Below are 19,369 nucleotides of genomic sequence, written 5' to 3'. Positions count from 1 at the left end.
AGCTGTTCCGGATCCGAACTTTAGCGAAGGCTGGTAAGCATTGACGGTTCAGAGCGACGTTAACGGCAGATCGAGCCGCTGAATCAAATCGACCGGACTCGCTGTGGGGTGTTGTTGCATCGAGTCAGCCCGCGCGTCCGCGGAAACGGTCTCGCTGACGTAACGATACGTCTCGTCGAGCGTAACGATGCCGTTGCCATCCTGGTCCGCGGCACCCCGGAGGGCTTCAACGAATCGATATGTAAATCGCCCCATCCCAGTCTCGGCGACTTCGGCTGCCTCCTCGCCGCCTTCGCTCGCGGTCAGTGTGATGACGCGGTCCTGTTGCAAATGACGAAGCGCCGCCTTGAGATCGTCGCCACGAAGACTCGTTTGCACCGCACCACTATGACACGAATCCAAAATGGCCAATTTTCGGCACGGCAAACTCGAGAAATGAGACAAATCAGACATCGATAGACAGTCCTGATATTGGTCGTCCATCAGATCGCGATACGACGCATCGGCGGTCACGAAATACCACCTGCCTGTGCGACGGTCCCGCAGTCCATGACCACACAAGTAAAGAACGACAACATCGTCCGGACCGACCTTCTCTCGCAACTGTTGCACGGTTGCCTCGGCGTAAATGTTGAACAAGGGACGCGTCGCGTCGCGGTCAACCAATTGCTGCGTCGTTACCTCGTAGTGCTTTCCCGCAAGGTCACGAAACGTATTGGCGACCGTTGTCGTGGCGGCCGCCGGGAAATCGAGCGACTGAATATTGGCGTCCGCGTATTTGCCAACGCCAACCCCAAAAACATGCATCCGTGGCTTCACCAGAGTGGGCGTCTCGATGTCTTCACTCGGTCGCGACAACCAAATCGATTCGGAACTCGACGAACCGCTTTCGCTAACCGCGATCACCTTCAGTTCCATTCTTCCCTGACGAGGCAAACGGAACCGCCATTCAAACTCATCAACATCGCGGCGAATTTCTTCGCCCGGAATTCCGTCGACGAATGCGCGAACCATCGCCAGAGGCACACCGGGCGTTTCGACAACACGTGCGGTCACACCGAGCGAATCGCCTAGGACAATTTGTCCATCTTCCGGCGTTACGATTTCGATTTGCGGGCGGGTGCGAATTTGATTCACGATCGCATTCTCTCCCGGTGGCGGGCCTCCTCCTACAGACAATCGCATCGCGGAGGCCAAACTACCGGCATCAAACAGCCGTCGCATGACGTTGGGACGTTCCAACGATTTCTCGAATTGGTCTGCCGTGTAGAAATCAACATCCTCGCCAAGCCCGCGGTTGAGCTGCCAACCAAAACGCCGGTTTCCCATCAGCGATGCGTTATAGATCCCCGATGGCGTCCACAACGCCCACTCACGCTGGGCATCAATCATTATTGTCGCCAACGGGTACCACGCGGGAAACATTTGGAACCTACCGATCAGTTCCCCCTGACGCTCGAACTCAAACACAACCTGTGTTTCCAACGGAACGTTCTGCAACGCGTCCAGAATTTCATTGGGCTTGGTCGCATCTCGGTCGCTCCCATCTTCACCCGGCCAAGAAATTCGCATCAATCGATCACCAACTCGCACTCCTCGAAAGTACCACGGACCGGCTTCGTCGATCTCATCGACGATTGCATCGGCATCGAGTTCGCCACCCCACCGGTTGACGCCATCCGATGCGGTCAACACGTCCTTCAGGTTCCATGCGTTGACCAACCCATCGTCTCCGCCTGAAAACAAATAGTCTCCGGTGCCTGTCGCAGAGGTCGAACGTACCGCACCGGAATGCCCACGGAACCAACGTTTTAAACGGGGCGTCGAAATCGTCTTTTGATTTGTCTTCTTTGCAATCGAGTATACGTAGACACCGTTGCTGCCATCGGTCCCGACGATCAACAACGCGTCCTCGCCCTCGGGCGGATTGAACGTGCTAATCGAGACCGGTCTGCCATGACGGTTGGGATTGAGTTCGAATCGGCCGACTCGCGAATCGTCGACATACCAATCATACGTATTGACTGCATCAGCGGACGAACGCAGCGACCATTTTTGCGGAAGTCGCTGCGGCGTGAGGTAGTCGTCGTCATCAAAACTCTCATCATCGCCCCGGCGTGTATCGAGCGACATCTGACGAAGATCAAACGCTTCCTCAATCCGTTTGCCCTGCTCATTCGATCGGGAAATCCCGACGCGAGGCGTTCCCGATCCTTTCGCCACCGCGATGCGGGTGATCGGCGATGTCGGTGTTTGAATAATCTGAGTCGGTGTCCGGGCCATTGCACCTTCATCGGATAGCGAATGAATCTGCAAACGCGCCCCAACCGCGAGAATGACCGTTCCTTCGATCGGATCAAAAATTCCTGCCGATGGTGTTTCAGCTAGCGACACTTGTGATAACACGGCCGATGTCGTGGATCGCAGATCATGAATTGAAACCGAGGCAGACAACGGCTTGGCTCCAGATTCTGCTTCTGTCGCAATCATCAAATGTGTCCCATCGGATTGCAACCGAACCCACAGCGGTCGGCCCGGGACCGATATTTCACGCATGGCAGACCAATCACCCGCGGGAGATTTCTGATAGACCCGTACGCTGCGAGTGGAATAACACGCCGCGGCAACCGTGTTGCCATCACCGGAAACATCGAGGTCGGTAATCAGCCCGGGTATCTCGGCCGAGGAAACCATTCGCGTGCGTTCGCCATCCGATCGTGTGGCCTTCAATTGCCAGACCGGGTATGGGACCGCCCCGGAATGAAAACGCACAAAGTGGGCAGACACGATCTCATCGCCTGACCATACCAATGGATGAAAACCACGGAAGCTACGAAGTCGGTTTGCATCCGACTCGCTCAAGCGACCTCGATCTTCGTCGACGACGTTGAGTGATTTCCACAGGCCGGTCGACTGATCGGGTTGCCAAACAACAACGCGTCCCGCTAAATCAGCCGACGCGAGTCTCTTCCCATCATCAGCCCACGCGACAGTATCAACCGCCTGCCGATGTGCGTTCTCATAGTCGAACAGCGTTCGAATCCATTTGCCGTTTGACAAACGGGCCACCCATACTTCTCCGGTTCCTCCCATTGCACCGTAGCCGGCCAAGGCCACGCGGTTGCTCGAGATATCGGTGTCATAAATCGCCCCGCGTGGGCCACGCCAAACTTGCCAACGAATTGCACGTTGATGAATCCACTTTCGATTGTCCCGAGGGTCTCTTTGCCAAACATGTGCATCCTTGTCATCACCGCCCGTCACCAAGCGGTCTCCGTCATCACTGATCGCAATCGTTCGGATTCGTCCGGTATGACCGGCGTAATTCAGACGCAAGATAGGCCGATCTTCTCCCATCATTTCCTGATCGAAACGATCGTCGGCATTCGTTTCGCGTTCCTCCCCGTCCCCCACGTCCGTTCTCGCCCGTGAGTCACGAGGGACGGCAGTATCGTCATTGCCGGAAAGGGGCTCATTGCCGGAGGCCGCGTCATCGCCGGGTAGATCGCCGACGAACTGCCCCGGCAAACTCGACTCAGGCGGCATCGTTACCGGCGTATTGTTGAGGTGCTGGTTCGGACGTTCGCCGCTGTTTGTCGACTCTAACGGTTCATCGCGGTTTCCAAACGGCGGTTGGGTCAGCCGTGCAACTCGACCGGTTGCCGGCAACAGTGACTCGCTCGGCAAATTTGAGCTTATTGGCATTGCAGTTTGGTTCTTCGACCGCGGATCCGAGGGCAGTCGACTTTCGTGCGGAAGTGTTGCCCTTTCAAACCGGTTCACATTGGTCGACTGACAGCGTGCGGGTTGAACGTTTGCGCCCACCAACAGAGCGACAGGCAATACGCGGCAAATGAAAATTCGCATGAATCCCTCAGTACAGAAACGTTGCAGTCGCCTGCTATGATACCCTATGTAGAGAGCGTTTTCCCCGCCAAACGGATGGAGCAACGCCACTTCCTCATTCACGATGCGGTTCGTGCCATGACCAGTTTGCAAAAGTCCTTTCTATCTCTCGCCACGATACTGCTGCTGACTTCGGAGGCTCGGATCCGTGCGGATGAACCCGAACCGGTTGTCTCCGCCGCAATGCAAACGATGTTCTCTCCGGTTTCCGTTCCAAAGCGGAAAACGATGGGTTTGCTGCAACGCAATTTCCTTGACGTCGCCGAACAAAAGACCGAATTGGAGGTAGCGATTGTTGTCGATGGCACCAACTCGATGACCGACGAATTGTCAGGGGTCCGGCAGAGCATCCACCGAATGATCGCGGACCTGCGTCGCCTTCGTGGCGAAGAGGTGCGAGTGGCGTTGGTGATCTACCGCGATGCAGGATCGCCTTCCGGTGAAGTAGAAACGCCTCTCGCCGAGTTCGTTTCGGATGAGCCGACAATCACCCGCGCGATCGAACGATTGCGTCCCGAAAGCGGTGCGCCGTTCTTCTACGAGTTGATGGATCTCGGACTCCATGAGGCGATCACGCGATTGCCGTGGAGCGAAGACCCGACGGTGTCGAAGTGGATTCTGCTATTCGGTGACGCACCACCCTATGACATCACGTATCGAGACGATGCATTCCCCAAAGCATCCCGTCGTTTCGCCGACGATCTTCTCATATCACTCGCATCCCAACGTGGAATACAGATCCACTGTGTCCTTTGCACGAGCACGAGCGATACCAAGGAGTCCTACCAAACCTCGATCGGCCAAACACGGCGTGTGATGGACCGGTTGGCTTCGCAAACCGGCGGCATGGTGCTCGACCTGTCCTATCCCGTCATCCGCGAGGCGCTCGCAGGAGTCGCACGCCAACCGCAACCCGAGTTCACCGCGATTGAGCCCATCACGCAGACCGATCTATCGGGATACCAACAGCCATCGGCGAATCAGCAGGTCGTTCGGATCGCCGTGTTGCCGCATGAACCCTTCGACAGCATGGCGTTCGGCCCCGACCGTCCCGCTACCCAAGTCGCGACCGCTCTCGCGTCGCAGTTCTCAACGATCCCAGGAATTCGCGTCAAAAGCGTTCTCGATGTCGAGAAACAGGTTCGTAGAATGCGAGCCGAAGGGCTCAATGGCCCCGAGGCCCTTCGCGGATTGGCCGCCCGCATGCGTGTCGACTACATCGTATGGGGAAGGATTCAAGACAATCCCGCAATCACCTCAGTTGCCTTCCGCAAAAACGACGGTCGTCCGATCGTGCGAGTCTCCCACAACGGCTCGCCCGATGGTCTGGCGAACGTTGTGCTTTCCGCAGCAGCTAAATCCCCTGGAGCGGACGCGGTCTTTTCTCAATTTGCCAACCAGGTGTTAAAGAAGGGGAACAGTAATCAATGGCTCGCGTCGGTCTCATCGAACCCGCCGTTGGTCAAGAATTTGCTAACCGCGATGGGGGCTCTCGAACAGGCCCTCGGTCTTCCGATCGGAAGCGACGAATCCGACCGAATGCTGGCTCAGGCGAAAGCCGCAGCGTCGCTAGCGATCCAGATCGAACCGGCCAATCCGATGGCGAACTGGTTGCTGGCGAACGTCGCGTTCAATCAAGCCTCGTCCTACTTTCGTGCCGGCGAGCAGGACCAAGCAAAGGAGGCAATGAAGCAGTGCCGGTCAGCGCTTCGGTTGGCCGATCAAAGAAAAGAAGAAATCAAATCGTCCGCTCTGCAACTGGAAATCGAAGCAGACTATCGCCTGATCGCGCGAAAAGATTTTGATGCCGCGATCGAAATCTACCGGCAAATGATCGCACCGGGGATGCCCGAAGAAACCCAAGCACGGGGACACTGGATGTTGTCCGGTTTGTACGCGGGTGATTGGGGAATCGATGCGAGTAGTGTCGATCCTCAACGTTCGCGTGAACACGTGATCGCCTTGCTATCCGGTTGGCCCGAACGTCCTGAATCCGATCTGCTGCGACGTTGGCTGCAATGGGACGAACAAACCAAGACGACTCGCCACAATCATCTTCCCAGGCTGAACGATGTCCTGGTCGGAATCGAATGAAAGACCCCGTTTCCTTGAAACGTCAACCGACTCGCCGGCGGTGACGGGAGCTTGTCTCGTTCTTTCATTTGATCATCGGGCCGATTTGTGGGCAACAAAGAACGTAACCGGACATGAGTCCAATGGAACACCGATATCTTTCCGTCACCTCGACCGACAATAAGCACGTCGTTCTGCTCGTCAATCAATAAACTCTCTGCCGACACATTTCCAACTTCCAGGCGCGTCAAGTAGTCATGTGGATGTTCGACGTGGCCGACCCACACCGCTCCATCCGCTCCCGCGACAAACCAATCGCCATCGGCCGATAACGCAACACTTCGAACCGGACCGCTGCTGAGCGGAACAACGGTCGACAGCATGGGCGCGTCCACGTTCTCGCCATTGGGCGTCGTCAACGCAATTGATTCGTCGATGGAACCGGACAGGATCACGGTGTCGTTTCCCTCGGTGTCGTACACGGCATCGATCGCGCTGATGCCCTTTTGAGCAATCGTATCGATCAACACCACCGACTCGAGTTCGAGTTGTTCACCCATTTCGATGCGATGCTTGGTTAACATTCCGTTCGCGTGGCCGATCCAAATTTGCTTTGATGCAGGATCCGGTTTCGGAAACATGACGCGGCAATCCCGGACGTCGAACGGCGTCGTCGGTACTGCCGCGGTGGTGCCGTCGTTTCCGATCAAGTTGTCCCATCTCAGTGCTGCCATTTCGCCATATTCGAATTGCACAACGATCGCCGCGCCCGACGCGACGAAACACAGGTCCTTTACGATGTCGTTGACCTCTGAGCGGGCGACCGAATCTGTCGCCGACTCGCTGCTCGCATCGACCACCTCCAAAACGGGCTCCTCGAGCGACACCACGGCGAGCGTTGGGTTTTTAGGATGAACCGCGACCGCGACCACGTTGGCATCGAAATCCCAACGTCGACTCGGAGGCACCGGAAACTCATCCACCTGATTGGTAATCAACGTTTGCGTGCGCCACGCGAACAAACTCTCTCCGGCACCGACGTACAACCACTCGCCGTTGGCGGACATGCGTACCGCGTTCGCGTAGAGAACGGTCTCACCGAGATCGTCAATGGCCGCGTCGACTATGTCCGCAGAGGGAAACAGATCAGCAACCGTGGCGTCGCTCGCATCCTTCGCGTTTGGTTTGCTGGCGTTTTCGTTCGCTTTTGACGGCACCACGCCCCATCGTTTCGGTTTCGAATCGTATCCCGTCGTTACAAAGGGGCCACCAACTTTTATTGGCAGCATGGATTCAACCGCGTCACGATGGGCGTCGATCGTTTTCGGTTCGACGATTAAAAACGACGGATGCTGATCCACAAAGGTCGCAAACATTTTTTTGGTTTGCTCCAAATCATCGCCGATCTCCAAAATCGGAACTGGGACAGGCGGGGCATCGTCCGTAGGCCGCATCCACCACATCGCGGCGAGCACAACCGCAAGAATTGCCCCCCCTGAACCTGCGATTTTCCTCCAATTATGCGGGCTCGCTGTTGCCGGTTCGTCGGATACGGCATGACCGAACTGGAATGCGTCGCGTGGACCATCCGACGCCAGCGCGTGACTCGCCCCGGTCTCGCCGGGATTCATCACCGCCCGAACCTCGTCGGCGTCAAAGTTTGGCTGCAGGTCCGCAGTCTGGTTTGCAGGAAACTGCGCCACATAGGTGTCATGCGACGCATCATCGGCATGCGCACCGGTGAGGATCGGACTGCCTCCCTTGCTATGCTTGACGACGCCGTCGGTCAAATCTTCTTGATCGTATGTTTCGATCCCGCGGGCGGCGGGACCGGACGGTCCACTTGCTTTGCGGTGTTCCCTCGGCTCGACAAAAGGATGTCGTTGTTGTCCTGCCGAAAGCTCGCCGGACTTTACCATCACGTCCCGGATTGTGCTGATGAAATGCGAGTTGCTCTCGAAACGCTGCCGCCAATCGCGATTGGTCGCCCGCCGGAGCACCGCACGCTCCGCTTCACCGCATCGACCGAAGTCGAGTCGGCCTGACATATGAGCCTGCAGAACGCCGTGAACACTATTGCTGTCGACAGGCAACGTGCCGGTGCGAAGGTGATAATAGGTCACAGCGAGCGAGTACTGATCGCTCGTGCGCGACGGTTTCCCTTCGATCGCCTCGGGCGACATGTACGCGGGCGTTCCCGACGGATCGGTGGCGGTGACTTGGTTGCGAGACAGGATTCTAGCGAGCCCGAAATCGCACAGCACAGCCGAATCACCAATCAGCACAATGTTCGCTGGCTTCACATCACAGTGCTGCAGCGACACCGGACCTTTACCAAAGTCGTGCACCGGAGAATTCAGGTAATCCATCCCGCGCGCGATCCCTTCCATGAACTTCAACAGTTCGCTCGCGGGAATTCGGCTCTGCGGATTGGGGTCGTCCTTTTCGGGCAGATACCGTTCGAGACTCGCGTCGCCGAGCGACATCCCCACCACCAACGTCGCGGGCTCGGAACCGGCCGTAACGACAAACCCGGATTGCCCTCGCGATTCCATATCGATCGCGTCAATGGTTTGTTCGTCATCGTTGTGCGGCTCAGGGATCAGTTGCCCTTCGACGTCCAACTTCCAAATCGCCGTGATCGGCATCAGGTTGGCGTGACGGATCGATTTAATCCGCTTGATCGCCTCGTATTCCTTCTGCCCCCGACCTCCTTCGAGATCGATGAACTTCACCGCCAATAACACTCCGCCGGGGCCGGACGCCCGCCAAACCTCGCCGAATTGACCTTTGCCGAGGTACTCCTGCAATCGATAGCCGGTCGTGAACTCGTAGCCTCGACGCAATATCATAGAAAGTCTTCGCGAGTGGCAAAAAAGTGAATGGAGGGCGTACCCCGGCAACTTTCATCGGGACTCTGCGATGTCTCGCCTCCCCTCACCTTAGCCAAAACTCGACCGCTCGCCAATTCAGGCGAGTATTCCGACGCAGCTTGGTTTTCAGATAGGCAAAAATGAAACGGACATATAACGACTAGTGCAGCAAGACGTCCTTCAGCTTCGCAATCACTTTGGGTTCGCCGTCGGTTTCATACGCCCCTTCGCCGCCTTGTTTGCGCCCACGCGTGTACTTCAGCCACACTTTGGCGTGCCCGGCGAAGCCTTCGTAGTCCAGCCCCCAAGTGCCTTCCCCATCTTGGCCGCATCCGTTGGCATACCGACCGCGTCCCCGATCGATCAGGTCATCTTTGCAGCCGAGATCTGACAATCCCGGTACATCCGCAAACGCTGCCCCGCCACCGACAAACCACGCCGTGTATCGACCGAATCGAGTTTGAGGCCGACCGCAAATTGCCCACGGGGCGGTGCACTGGGAATCCCCGGATCGCTTGCAATCATCCATCCGGTATCGCAGCGGCGGGCAGTCGCCTCGATCGCGATCACCGGGTTTGGTACAGCGGGGCTTTCGTGGAAAACCCGGATCGGTATCGACACCATGGCAGGGGCAGTTTGCCTGGGTACCGTTTTGACACCGATGACACCCTGGACACGCGTCCGTCACCGTGACCTCGGTCAGATCGCCCTCGACCATGTGCGTGTCGACGAACGAAGCTTCACTCACGTCGTTTCCGGTAACCCACTCCGCGTCCGTCGCCAACGCGACTATCGGAACGACCAAAACGAACAACAAACCGGTGAAAGCACGCATAACAACAAACGCCCGGGCAACAGGGATGGTTTTCGACTACCTCCATTGAATCGAACCGTTGGAACCGTTGCCTTCATCGCGATACATCCAACCGCGTTTGGTCACCTGAACGCGATCGGCCGCCTGAACGATCCAGTTCCCGTGACCGGCAAAGTCGCTTACGAATGTTGCGTGTACGAGGTGCCCGTCTTACGCGCCGAACGGGTTCCGATTGAACTTCTGATATGGGACACGAACGCCTCCGATGGTATACGCATCCACGCGTAGTTCCGAAGTCGGTTCGAAACCGTTTTGCCCAGCGAACGTCACCACGTCGTCTTGGTCGACACCGTCACCACTGACGCCGAAGCCGCCTGCGAGTTGCGTGTTTGAATTGACGTAAAGTGCCGAGCTGCCAGGGAAGAAAACTACACCATTCTGGTTTGCTCGTTTGGTGTCAACCGTCAGGTCAGGCAGACCGTACACTTTCACACCGTCATCCCCGGGATCGCGGAAGTTGGTCATCACGTTAAACGCATCAAACGCCTTTGTGCTGTCGTGAGATTCAGACGCATAAACATCAAATGCCAGCGGTGCATCGTCGATGAGGTTCTCGCCCGTCAAAGGATTGATGCCGGGCAGACGCAGCATGCTGTGCGGGCCAACTTCGGTGCAAATCGTCGGTGACTGATCACAACCCACCGCGAGAGATGGATCGAGTTCGGTACCGGTCGGAAAGCGAGGTTCCGCGAGAAACCGGAACGATCGATTGGTCAGGGCAGTGCCTTCGGGATACGTGTCGCCAGTGCGATCGTCGAGCGAAGTCGAAGTATCGACTTTGATACCATCCCCGTTGAAGTCGACGCGATCAGCGAATTGAATGTCCTCCGGGTCGGCGTAGTAGGCCGTGTTACGAGCTTTCGCCACAGCGACGTCAATCGAGAAGATCGTCGCGTCCGGCATCCGGTACAGCCCCAAGAGTTCACCGTTGGTATCGGCCACCGACAGCACCATACTGGTCGTCTCCCCAGGACGAAATCCGCCGTCGATATCCAGGCGAATGGCAGCTCGAGTTCGTTCGGCTTCCGCGATTCCCGTTTCAATGATTTGCTGGACATCTTCTGCAGTCAGCCCACTCGATGTTGGACTGTCGTGAGGCACGACCAACCATCCTTCCGGTACCGGTTTCCCATTTAAATCTTCACCCCAGAGCCCAACAGGAACATTATCTCCTGAATCGATTCCGCCTCCGAGTTGTCGCCCGAACTGCAACAACCGATCGATACCCGGCACAGGAAACTGCGGGCTCGGTGTGGGGCCGTAGATTTCAAGGGTCAAACCCACCAAGTCGATCCGTCCACTGAGCGCGACGAAGTTAAACTCGCACCCCTCAGGCAACGGTGCAAATCGATTCTCGAACTCGGTAAGATCGCGATCAAATGCCGACATTCCGACCTCGATCTCTCCCCCTGCCGCGGCGACGAACGCAGCAAACTCCGCCTCGAGCACCTTGTCCGCGTTAGTGCGTTCTTTCTCGGTCTGTCCGACGCCGTGTTCAAACCCTTGTTCGAACGTCGCGTAGCCATCTTCGCCGGGGAAGAAAACGCCGATCCCACCGACCAGGTTCACGCTCTGGCTAGTAGGACTCGTGATGAGTTTCCCGTCTTTGTCTTTCGTTTGCTTGTACAGCGGAATTCCACCAGGCAGCGTGGCGATCCCACGAGGGACCGCGTCGGGAGCGGTCCCCGATTGTTCCCCGAAACTTTCTGGCCACGTGCGAAAGAAATCGTCGGCGACTTCAGGGATGAATGCAGGGTCCGCGTTAAAGCGGGCCTGCAATTCAAAATCGTCGGCCGTTCCACGAATGCGATCTTCCCCCGGATGCGTTTGGCTGTCTCGGCTTTGATGCTCGATCGCGAACAAGTCAACTTGCGGGGTGAACGGGATCTCCGGTGGGAAGTGACCACCGACACCGATCGGAGCGACGAGGCCGGGTCCCTGATAATTCGGATCGGTGTTCTGTGGCGACGACTCGACTTCTCGTTGGGTGTTGGTTGACTGACTGATGAAACGAATTGTGCGGCTCGTCAGTGGTGCCGCGTTGCTGCTGAAGAACGCCGCCGTACGAGCCTTGGCCACGGCGCCATCAATCGCGAACGCGAGCTTTTCATCGTCGCCCTTCAAGTTTGCGGACACACCGTCTTCGACCCGCACACCGAGGATCCGACCGGACCGATCGACAACCGCGATGATCGCATCCTCACTCTCGGTCGCCATCGAAGCGCGGCTCAGCAGAATTTCGACATCTTTCGCCGTGAGCAAATTGTCAGAGAGCCTGTCATTCTCCGCGAGCTTAGTTTCAAAAACACCGCTCTCGGTAACGTCATCCTTCGGAAGGTCCTTGAACTGCTCCAGCGTCAACGTCTCCAAGGCGGGCTCGGCGTTGCCCATCACATTGAGATGGTTGATGATGCGCAGCGCATCAACCGATGTGACTTCGCCGTCCAGATTCACGTCCGCCCGGTTCTGAGCGATGGGCTCGCCAGAAATGCGATTGCCGTGCTGATCGTTGAGAATATTGATCACCGCGAGCGCATCTCGCGCCGTCACATACCCGTCCTCGTTAACATCCATGGCGGTCACGTCCGTTACATCCGCCCCCAAAGAGGCGGTCAATAACTGCCGCTTTTCTAACGGCTCGCAACGGAGTTTACGGAGTTTACGGAGTTTACGATGAGATGGGCGAGTCGTTTTTGGTTTCATCGCGGCGAATCAGACGGTGGATCAGAACTACCTCAGAGTAGCTACCCAGGCTAATCCAGCCTTTTCGAACTTGGTAGCCAGAATTTGATTCCATGCCCACCAAAATTCGGAACGATCAAGAAAATCGTCAAAGTTCCTCAATTCGGTAACAAGAGTCGCATCGGCACAACCGATACGAGAGGAGTAACCGGACCGTTCGGGGGGATGGAAGGATGCCTTTCAAGACAAGCAAACCACCAATCAGACAACCAATCGCAGTCATATTTGCGATCTTTGTCTGCGTTTGCGCAAACACGCCTGCGAGCCGCGCCGACGGTCTGGAATTATTGCTGCGGCCGAGTGGTGAGAGCGACCTCGGCGATAACACGGCCGCCGTTGGGCAAAACATTATCGCCCCAAACATTATCGCCCCAAACGTTGTTGCCCCAAACGTTGTTGCCCCAAACGTTGTTGCCCCAAATGTTGATGAGGCGGTCAGTCGTGACGCGGAAGAAACCAAAACGGACGCCATCAACGACACCGACCTGTTTGTGGATGCACTGCGAGAGTATCCGATCGAACGAGAATTCCGCGACGATCCCGACGCGATAGAAAACCGATCGCAGTCTGGCACCGTTCGTAAAACCAAACCGTGGAATCCGGCCGACACCGCTCCACCGGTGCTCCGCTCGCCTCTTGAAACTGCCCACCGATTGCCAGAGGTTGCACCGGGGGAGGATCACACGTCGCCACTGTTCCGAACCGATGGCGGACATCCATACGGTTTCACCGGTCGCAGCGGTATCGTGCCGACCGAATGTCAATCCAGCAACCACTTCATCCCGGTCACGGACCTGTGGCGGATAGGACAACAGGATAGCGACCGCTACGGCAAAGGGCATCCGATGCTCGATGATTATCCCGGTGTGAAGGGGGTTTGGTGGGATCCGTACAACCAAAATGTGCTGAAAGGCGATTACCCGATCTTGGGCGAGCACACGTTTTTGAAGCTCACCGGAAAGAGTTTCAACCTGTTCGAGGGCAGACAACTCCCCACACCAACGACTCCATTTGAGGCTACGCGAAATCCAGGTGCCGCCGCGTTTTTCGGTGACCCGGATTCGTTCTTGATGCAGTCCTACAACTCGGTCGCGATAGACCTCTTTCATGGGAACGCCGCGTTCAAACCGAACGATTGGCGAATCCGGCTCAACACGATTTACAACATGAACAACCTGACCGCGGACGAGTTGGGTGTCGTCAACCCAGACGTCCGTGCGGGAACGAGCCGGTTTCGAGATGACTTTGCGTTGGAGGAATGGTTCTTCGAAGCCAAACTCGCTGACTTGAGTCCCTACTACGATTTCGTTTCCACGCGTGTCGGCAGCCAACCCTTCGTCAGTGACTTCCGCGGGTTCCTGTTCGCCGACATCAACCGAGGAGTTCGGCTGTTCGGTACACGCAAATCCAACCGCGATCAATTCAACGTGATCTGGTTCGATCAAACCGAAAAAGACTCCAACTCATTGCTGAATCGTTTCAGCAAAGACCGCCATCAAAACACATTGATCGCGAACTACTACCGGCAGGACTTTCTGTACCCAGGCCTGAACGCCAACGTCTCCTTCCACGCCAACCACGACGGGCCCTCGTTCGAGATCAACCAGAACGACTTTCTCGTGCGGCCCGATCCCGCTGGTATCGCCCAACCGCACGAGGTTCGTGCGTATTACTTTGGCGCCGCCACCAACGGACACATCGAGCGGTTCAACTATTCAACCGCGTTTTACTACGCGTTCGGTCGCGACGATCTGAACCCGATTGCAGGCCGCGGGGTGGACATCAGTGCTTCGATGGCCGCCATCGAACTTTCGTATGACCGCGATTGGGTTCGGTTCCGAACTTCGTATTTGTACAGCAGTGGCGACAAAGACCCCAACGACCAGAAGGCAACCGGGTTCGACGCAATCCTGCCCAATCCGAACTTCGCCGGCACCGAATTTAGCTACTGGGGCCGCCAAGACATTCGCCTCTTTGGCGTCGAGTTGACCAACCGGTTGAGCCTCACGCCAAGCATGAAAAGCAACAAATTCCAGGGTCAAAGCAACTTCGTCAACCCTGGCCTGCACCTCGTCAATTTCGGCCTCGACGCTGATTTGACGCCCAAGATGAAGACGATCAACAACGTCAATCTGCTGTGGTTCGACGATACGTCATCTCTGGAAACGTACCTCTTCACCGGCGAAGTCCGTGACTTCATCGGGACCGATATTAGCTCTGGCCTTGAATACCGCCCCCTGCTAAACAATAACATCGTATGTCTGGGTGGTTTGGCCGCACTGTTTGGCGGGGACGGATTCGCGGATCTATTCCAGCGTGTCGACGGCACGCTTGATACGCATGTGGCAGGCTTCCTAGAGGTTGTATTGGAATTCTGAGTTCGCAAACGGCGGTGGCCACCGGGGATGTTTGCCGAACCTTAGAAGGTCGACAAGCAATGCCACGAAAGGCACAGCCAGCCGATGAACGGAATCAACACGTCACGCCGAATCCTAGGATGCGTTTGCATACTTATCGGCCTGAGCATCGTTTGCTCCAACGCGATCTTAACCGCACAACCTCCGGCAACATCGCCTCCATCGCGTTCCGAGGAAGCTCCGCCGGCGTCCTCGCCCGACGCCCGTTTATCGACGCTGTTCAAAGCGTTCGAATTGCAACGACAAGCCGAAGCGGAAGCCACTCAGACGGCCGAAAATCGCGATCCCGCGTCCGACAACGATTCCCACGGCGTCGAGTTTTCACTCAGCGATCAGCCGCCAACTCAGCGGCAGCCCGCAGCGAAAGGAACCCCGGTTGTCAAAGAGAACCCGACTGCGAAAGGAAAACCGGCTGCCAAAGAAAACCCCGCTGCCAAAGAAAATAAGGTCCGGCCGACCTCCGGCGAATTGCCCGCACCGGCACCATCGAGCCACGGTCACCTCGCCACGCCACAATCGCACGGCACGCCGTCTTATCATGGCGGAAATTCTTATCACGGAGGCTTCCCAACCCCGCGAGTCGACGGCGCGAACGAGCCTGGGATGGCGGGAAAGTCGGGCGACCCTTGGGACCTCGCTCGACGTTTGGGAGTTGCTGACAACCCATCGTATCCGATCCCAGACGACCTGCGATTCGACAACCTGTCGACGCAAACCGCCGCTGCTGCCCATGCCAAAAGCCACGGGTGCATCACCTGTCATACCGACGTCGGCAACATGCACCCGGAGAACTCAGTACAAATTGGCTGCACCGACTGCCACGGCGGCAACGCAGACGCCATCGACATCAAACACGCCCATGTGCAACCTCGCTTTGCACCGGCGTGGAAAAACAGCGCCAACCCGGTCCGATCGTACACTCTGCTCAATCATGAATCGCCCGAATTCGTGCGATTCGTCAACCCAGGTGACTTGCGTGTCGCGCACATCGCGTGCGGTCAGTGTCACGCCAACGAGGTTCTGCAGCTTCGCAAATCGATGATGACCCACGGATGCATGTTGTGGGGCGCCGCACTCTATAACAATGGCAGCACCGACGAAAAATACAGCCGGTTCGGTGAATCCTATTCGATGAACGGCACCCCGCAGATCATGCAAACGGTCCCGGCACCGACGTCGGCCCAAACACGCGACAAAGGAATCCTTCCGCGTCTGCAACCGTTGGTGAAGTACCAAGTCTCGCAGCCCGGCAACGTGCTGCGAATTTTTGAACGTGGCGGTCGCTTCCGCCCGGAAATCGGCATCCCCGAACGACTCGAAGAACCCGGACGCCCACGCGAACGACTCAGCCTTCGCGGTTTGGGCACCGAAAACCGGACCGATCCGGTTTACGTCGGCCTCGCGAAAACACGCCTCCTCGATCCGACGCTGAACTTTCTTGGTACGAACGACCATCCCGGCGACTATCGCAGCAGTGGATGCAGCGCGTGCCACGTTCTCTACGCGAACGACCGCAGCGAAACGGCGAGCGGCTTTCTCGCCAAGTACGGCAACCGCGGGACCGCAGCGGCGGCGCGCGATGAATGGGTGAAATACGTTGACCCGACGATCAATAAAAATCACAGCGGCCATCCGATCCAGCACAAATTTGAATTGCGGATGCCCACGAGCACCTGCATGGTCTGCCACGTCCACCCGGGCACCAACGTCCTCAATAGCTATCTCGGTTACATGTGGTGGGACAACGAGACCGACGGCGAACTGATGTATCCGGAAGAGCAGAAGAAGCTGACCGCGGAAGATTACATCCGAGCCACCGAATCCAACCCGAACGAGGCGGCTGCGCGGGGACATTGGTCCGATCCCGAATTCCTCGCCAACGTCAGCGACCTCAACCCGCATTTGCGACACACACAGTTCGCCGACTTCCACGGCCACGGTTGGGTCTATCGAGCGGTGTTCAAAAAGAACCGTGAAGGCAAACTTCTCGATTGGAAAAATGATGTCGTCACCGACACATCGACTCCAAAGCTACAAGAAGCCGTCAAGCCGACCGCTCCGGAAGAGAAGCAATACGGCAAGTGCCGCCCCGACACTCCCGTCCACATGATGGACATCCACATGGAAAAGGGGATGCACTGCACCGACTGCCACTACTACAACGATAGCCACGGCAACACGCTGCTTTACAACGAAGTCCGCGCCGCGATTGAAATCAAATGTGTCGATTGTCACGGGACAGCAGAGCAATCCTTGGTCGAGAAAGTCGAATCGCAAATCAAATCCGGTCAGCCACTGCGATTGCCCACATCTGGCCCGGCGGCACCCCAGGGCGGCAGTAACCTGCTCGCTCTGCGGACCACCTTCAATGAACCACGCTTCGAGATCATTCGAGAACCCGGCGCTGCACCGAAACTGATTCAACGCAGCACCGTCGAGCCGGACCTGTGGTGGGAGGTCACTCAAACGGCCGACACGGTTCGCCCCGGCCACAACAACTACAACCCTCGCTCGCATGCCGCCAAGAGCGTCCGACTCGGCGACGACGGTGTGCCGACGTGGGGCGGAACATCGCAAGAGGACCTTCAAAGATGCGCCCACAGCGGCAAGAAAATGTCGTGCATCGCTTGCCACAGTTCGTGGAACCCGAGCTGCTTCGGATGCCACTTGCCACAGAAAGCCAACATTAAATCTCCCGAACTGCATAGCGCGGGCGACGTCACCCGCAACCGGACGAGCTACAACTTCCAAACGCTCCGCGACGACGTGTTCATGCTCGCTCGCGACGGCAACGTGACCGGCAATCGTATCGGTCCGGCACGCAGTAGCTGCGCGATCCACGTCACCAGCTACAACGCGAACCGCGAAGCGATCTACACTCAGCAACAAACAATCAGCGGCGACGGGATGTCAGGCATCGCCTTCAGCACCAATGTGCCGCACACGGTGCGTGGCGGAGCCGGTTGGCAGAACGAATCGAATCACGCGGCCAGTGGCGTCTACGAAACCAAAAGCTGCACGGACTGCCACCTCTCCGCGACCGATAATAACAATGCGATCATGTCACAACTGCTGATGCAGGGCACCGGCTTCACCAATTTCATCGGCAAGTATTGCTACGTTGCCGCCGGAGAACACGGGTTCGAAGCCGTTGTTGTCACCGAGAACACCGAACCACAGGCGGTCATCGGGAGCTCGCTACACCAGGTCGCTTACCCAGAAAACTACAAACACCACGTAGAGCACGACCGCGAACTCGAACACTCTCACGAGCATCCAGGCCGCGACATCCTGGAATCGTTGTCACTGCGATACCGCAAACCCGAAATTCTCGACCTACAACACCGCGGCGAATATCTCTACGCCGCCTGCGGCAAAGGTGGGCTCCGCGTATTTGACATTGCCTTCATTGACCACAAAGCGTTCAGCGAGCGAATCACGACCGCACCGGTGTCGCCGCTCGGTCAACGCCTTTACGTCCGCACGAAATTCGCAACGGGCGTCGCCTCGCCCGCCACCATCGCTCCCGACCCGACGCGCAAACAGGATCCGACAAACGAAGAGTCAGCCGTGCATCCGATGTATGGCTACATCTTCATCAGTGACCGAGAGGAAGGATTGATTTTGGTCGGTGCCGGTACGCTGCTCGACGGCAACCCGCTGAACAACTTCCTCGAACGGGCACTCACATTCAATCCTGATGGAATCCTCGACGGTGCCGAATCGGTCAGTATCGTCGGCACGTACGCATATATTTGCTGCAAAGCCGGTTTGGTTGTCGTGGACCTCGATGACCCCACCTGCCCTCATGTCACTCATGTGATCGGGCACGAGGAACTGCATCATCCGCATAAAGTCGCCGTGCAGTTCCGCTATGGTCTCGTCACAGACGAACACGGTGTCAAAGTCATCGACACAACCGACCTATCACACCCGCACGTCGTTCACGAAATCCCGCTTGATGACGCTCACGGCGTCTACATTGCCCGTACCTACGCATACGTTGCGGCGGGACATCACGGATTGGCAATCATCGATTTCAAGAAACCTCGCGAAGCGTTCATCGACCAGGTCTACGACGCGAACGGCTGCATCAACGACGCACATGACGTGAAGTTGGGAATCACCAATGTCAGCCAATTTGCGTACGTCGCCGATGGAAAGAACGGCCTGCGGGTCGTCCAATTGACCAGCCCCGAGGTTCCGGGCAATGACGGATTCAGTCCACGACCGCTCCCGTACTTGGTCGCCACCTACAAACTCCCGAAAGAGGGACACGCGTTGGCGATTAGCCGGGGCATCGATCGTGATCGTGCGGTGGACGAAAGCGGCAACCAGATCGCTGTCTTCGGCCGCGTCGGAGCCCGCCCTTTATCCCGCGAAGAAGCCCGTCGCATGTACTTACGTCCCGACGGTCAACCGTGGTACGTCACCGATCATGTCATGGACGAAACGATCTACCGTATCCAACCGACAAAGTAGCC

Annotated in this window: 7 protein-coding genes; 3 read left to right on the top strand and 4 right to left on the bottom strand. The window is 57.1% G+C overall.

Translation table 11 applies throughout. From position 1 onward, the window contains the following. Positions 1-48 precede the first annotated feature (48 nt). Complete coding sequence (locus RSSM_RS12295) at positions 49-3,705, bottom strand: caspase family protein (RefSeq protein ID WP_085979998.1); 3,657 nt, start codon at positions 3,703-3,705, stop codon at positions 49-51. Positions 3,706-3,903: 198 nt separating this feature from the next. On the opposite strand from RSSM_RS12295, the gene RSSM_RS12290 reads away from it, so the two are divergent. After that, positions 3,904-6,000: a VWA domain-containing protein gene (locus RSSM_RS12290; RefSeq protein ID WP_008678799.1), complete on the top strand. Its 2,097-nt coding sequence runs from the start codon at positions 3,904-3,906 to the stop codon at positions 5,998-6,000. Here the strand turns inward: RSSM_RS12290 and RSSM_RS12285 are convergent. The 3 genes from RSSM_RS12285 to RSSM_RS12275 all read right to left on the bottom strand — a co-directional run bounded on the left by RSSM_RS12285 (position 5,958) and on the right by RSSM_RS12275 (position 12,300). Further along, positions 5,958-8,831, bottom strand: a complete 2,874-nt coding sequence (locus RSSM_RS12285) for a serine/threonine-protein kinase (protein ID WP_008678797.1) — start codon at positions 8,829-8,831, stop codon at positions 5,958-5,960. The two genes, RSSM_RS12290 and RSSM_RS12285, sit on opposite strands and share 43 nt — an antisense overlap. 181 nt (positions 8,832-9,012) lie before the next feature. Next, positions 9,013-9,687 (bottom strand): secreted protein, encoded by a 675-nt coding sequence (locus RSSM_RS12280; protein ID WP_008678794.1) that lies wholly within the window; start codon positions 9,685-9,687, stop codon positions 9,013-9,015. Between the two features lie 189 nt (positions 9,688-9,876). Then, entirely contained in the window at positions 9,877-12,300 is a 2,424-nt protein-coding gene (locus tag RSSM_RS12275; RefSeq protein ID WP_236621109.1) for a dockerin type I domain-containing protein, read from the bottom strand. Between the two features lie 341 nt (positions 12,301-12,641). Here RSSM_RS12275 and RSSM_RS12270 point away from each other — a divergent pair, with 341 nt between their 5' ends. Both RSSM_RS12270 and RSSM_RS12265 read left to right on the top strand, forming a co-directional pair. Further along, positions 12,642-14,846: a hypothetical protein gene (locus RSSM_RS12270; protein ID WP_236621108.1), complete on the top strand. Its 2,205-nt coding sequence runs from the start codon at positions 12,642-12,644 to the stop codon at positions 14,844-14,846. 84 nt (positions 14,847-14,930) lie between these two features. After that, entirely contained in the window at positions 14,931-19,367 is a 4,437-nt protein-coding gene (locus RSSM_RS12265; RefSeq protein WP_008678788.1) for an LVIVD repeat-containing protein, read from the top strand. Positions 19,368-19,369: the final 2 nt, after the last annotated feature.

The organism is Aporhodopirellula sallentina SM41 (assembly GCF_000346505.1).
Taxonomy (GTDB): Bacteria; Planctomycetota; Planctomycetia; order Pirellulales; family Pirellulaceae; genus Rhodopirellula; species Rhodopirellula sallentina.
This window is presented reverse-complemented; position numbering and strand designations above follow the sequence as displayed.

What these genes read in the sequence shown, in the direction of transcription:
- RSSM_RS12295 (WP_085979998.1), bottom strand. Translation starts at nt 3,705, where the DNA reads ATGCCAATAAGCTCAAATTTGCCGAGCGAGTCACTGTTGCCGGCAACC.
- RSSM_RS12290 (WP_008678799.1), top strand. Translation starts at nt 3,904, where the DNA reads ATGATACCCTATGTAGAGAGCGTTTTCCCCGCCAAACGGATGGAGCAA.
- RSSM_RS12285 (WP_008678797.1), bottom strand. Translation starts at nt 8,831, where the DNA reads ATGATATTGCGTCGAGGCTACGAGTTCACGACCGGCTATCGATTGCAG.
- RSSM_RS12280 (WP_008678794.1), bottom strand. Translation starts at nt 9,687, where the DNA reads ATGCGTGCTTTCACCGGTTTGTTGTTCGTTTTGGTCGTTCCGATAGTC.
- RSSM_RS12275 (WP_236621109.1), bottom strand. Translation starts at nt 12,300, where the DNA reads ATGGATGTTAACGAGGACGGGTATGTGACGGCGCGAGATGCGCTCGCG.
- RSSM_RS12270 (WP_236621108.1), top strand. Translation starts at nt 12,642, where the DNA reads ATGCCTTTCAAGACAAGCAAACCACCAATCAGACAACCAATCGCAGTC.
- RSSM_RS12265 (WP_008678788.1), top strand. Translation starts at nt 14,931, where the DNA reads ATGAACGGAATCAACACGTCACGCCGAATCCTAGGATGCGTTTGCATA.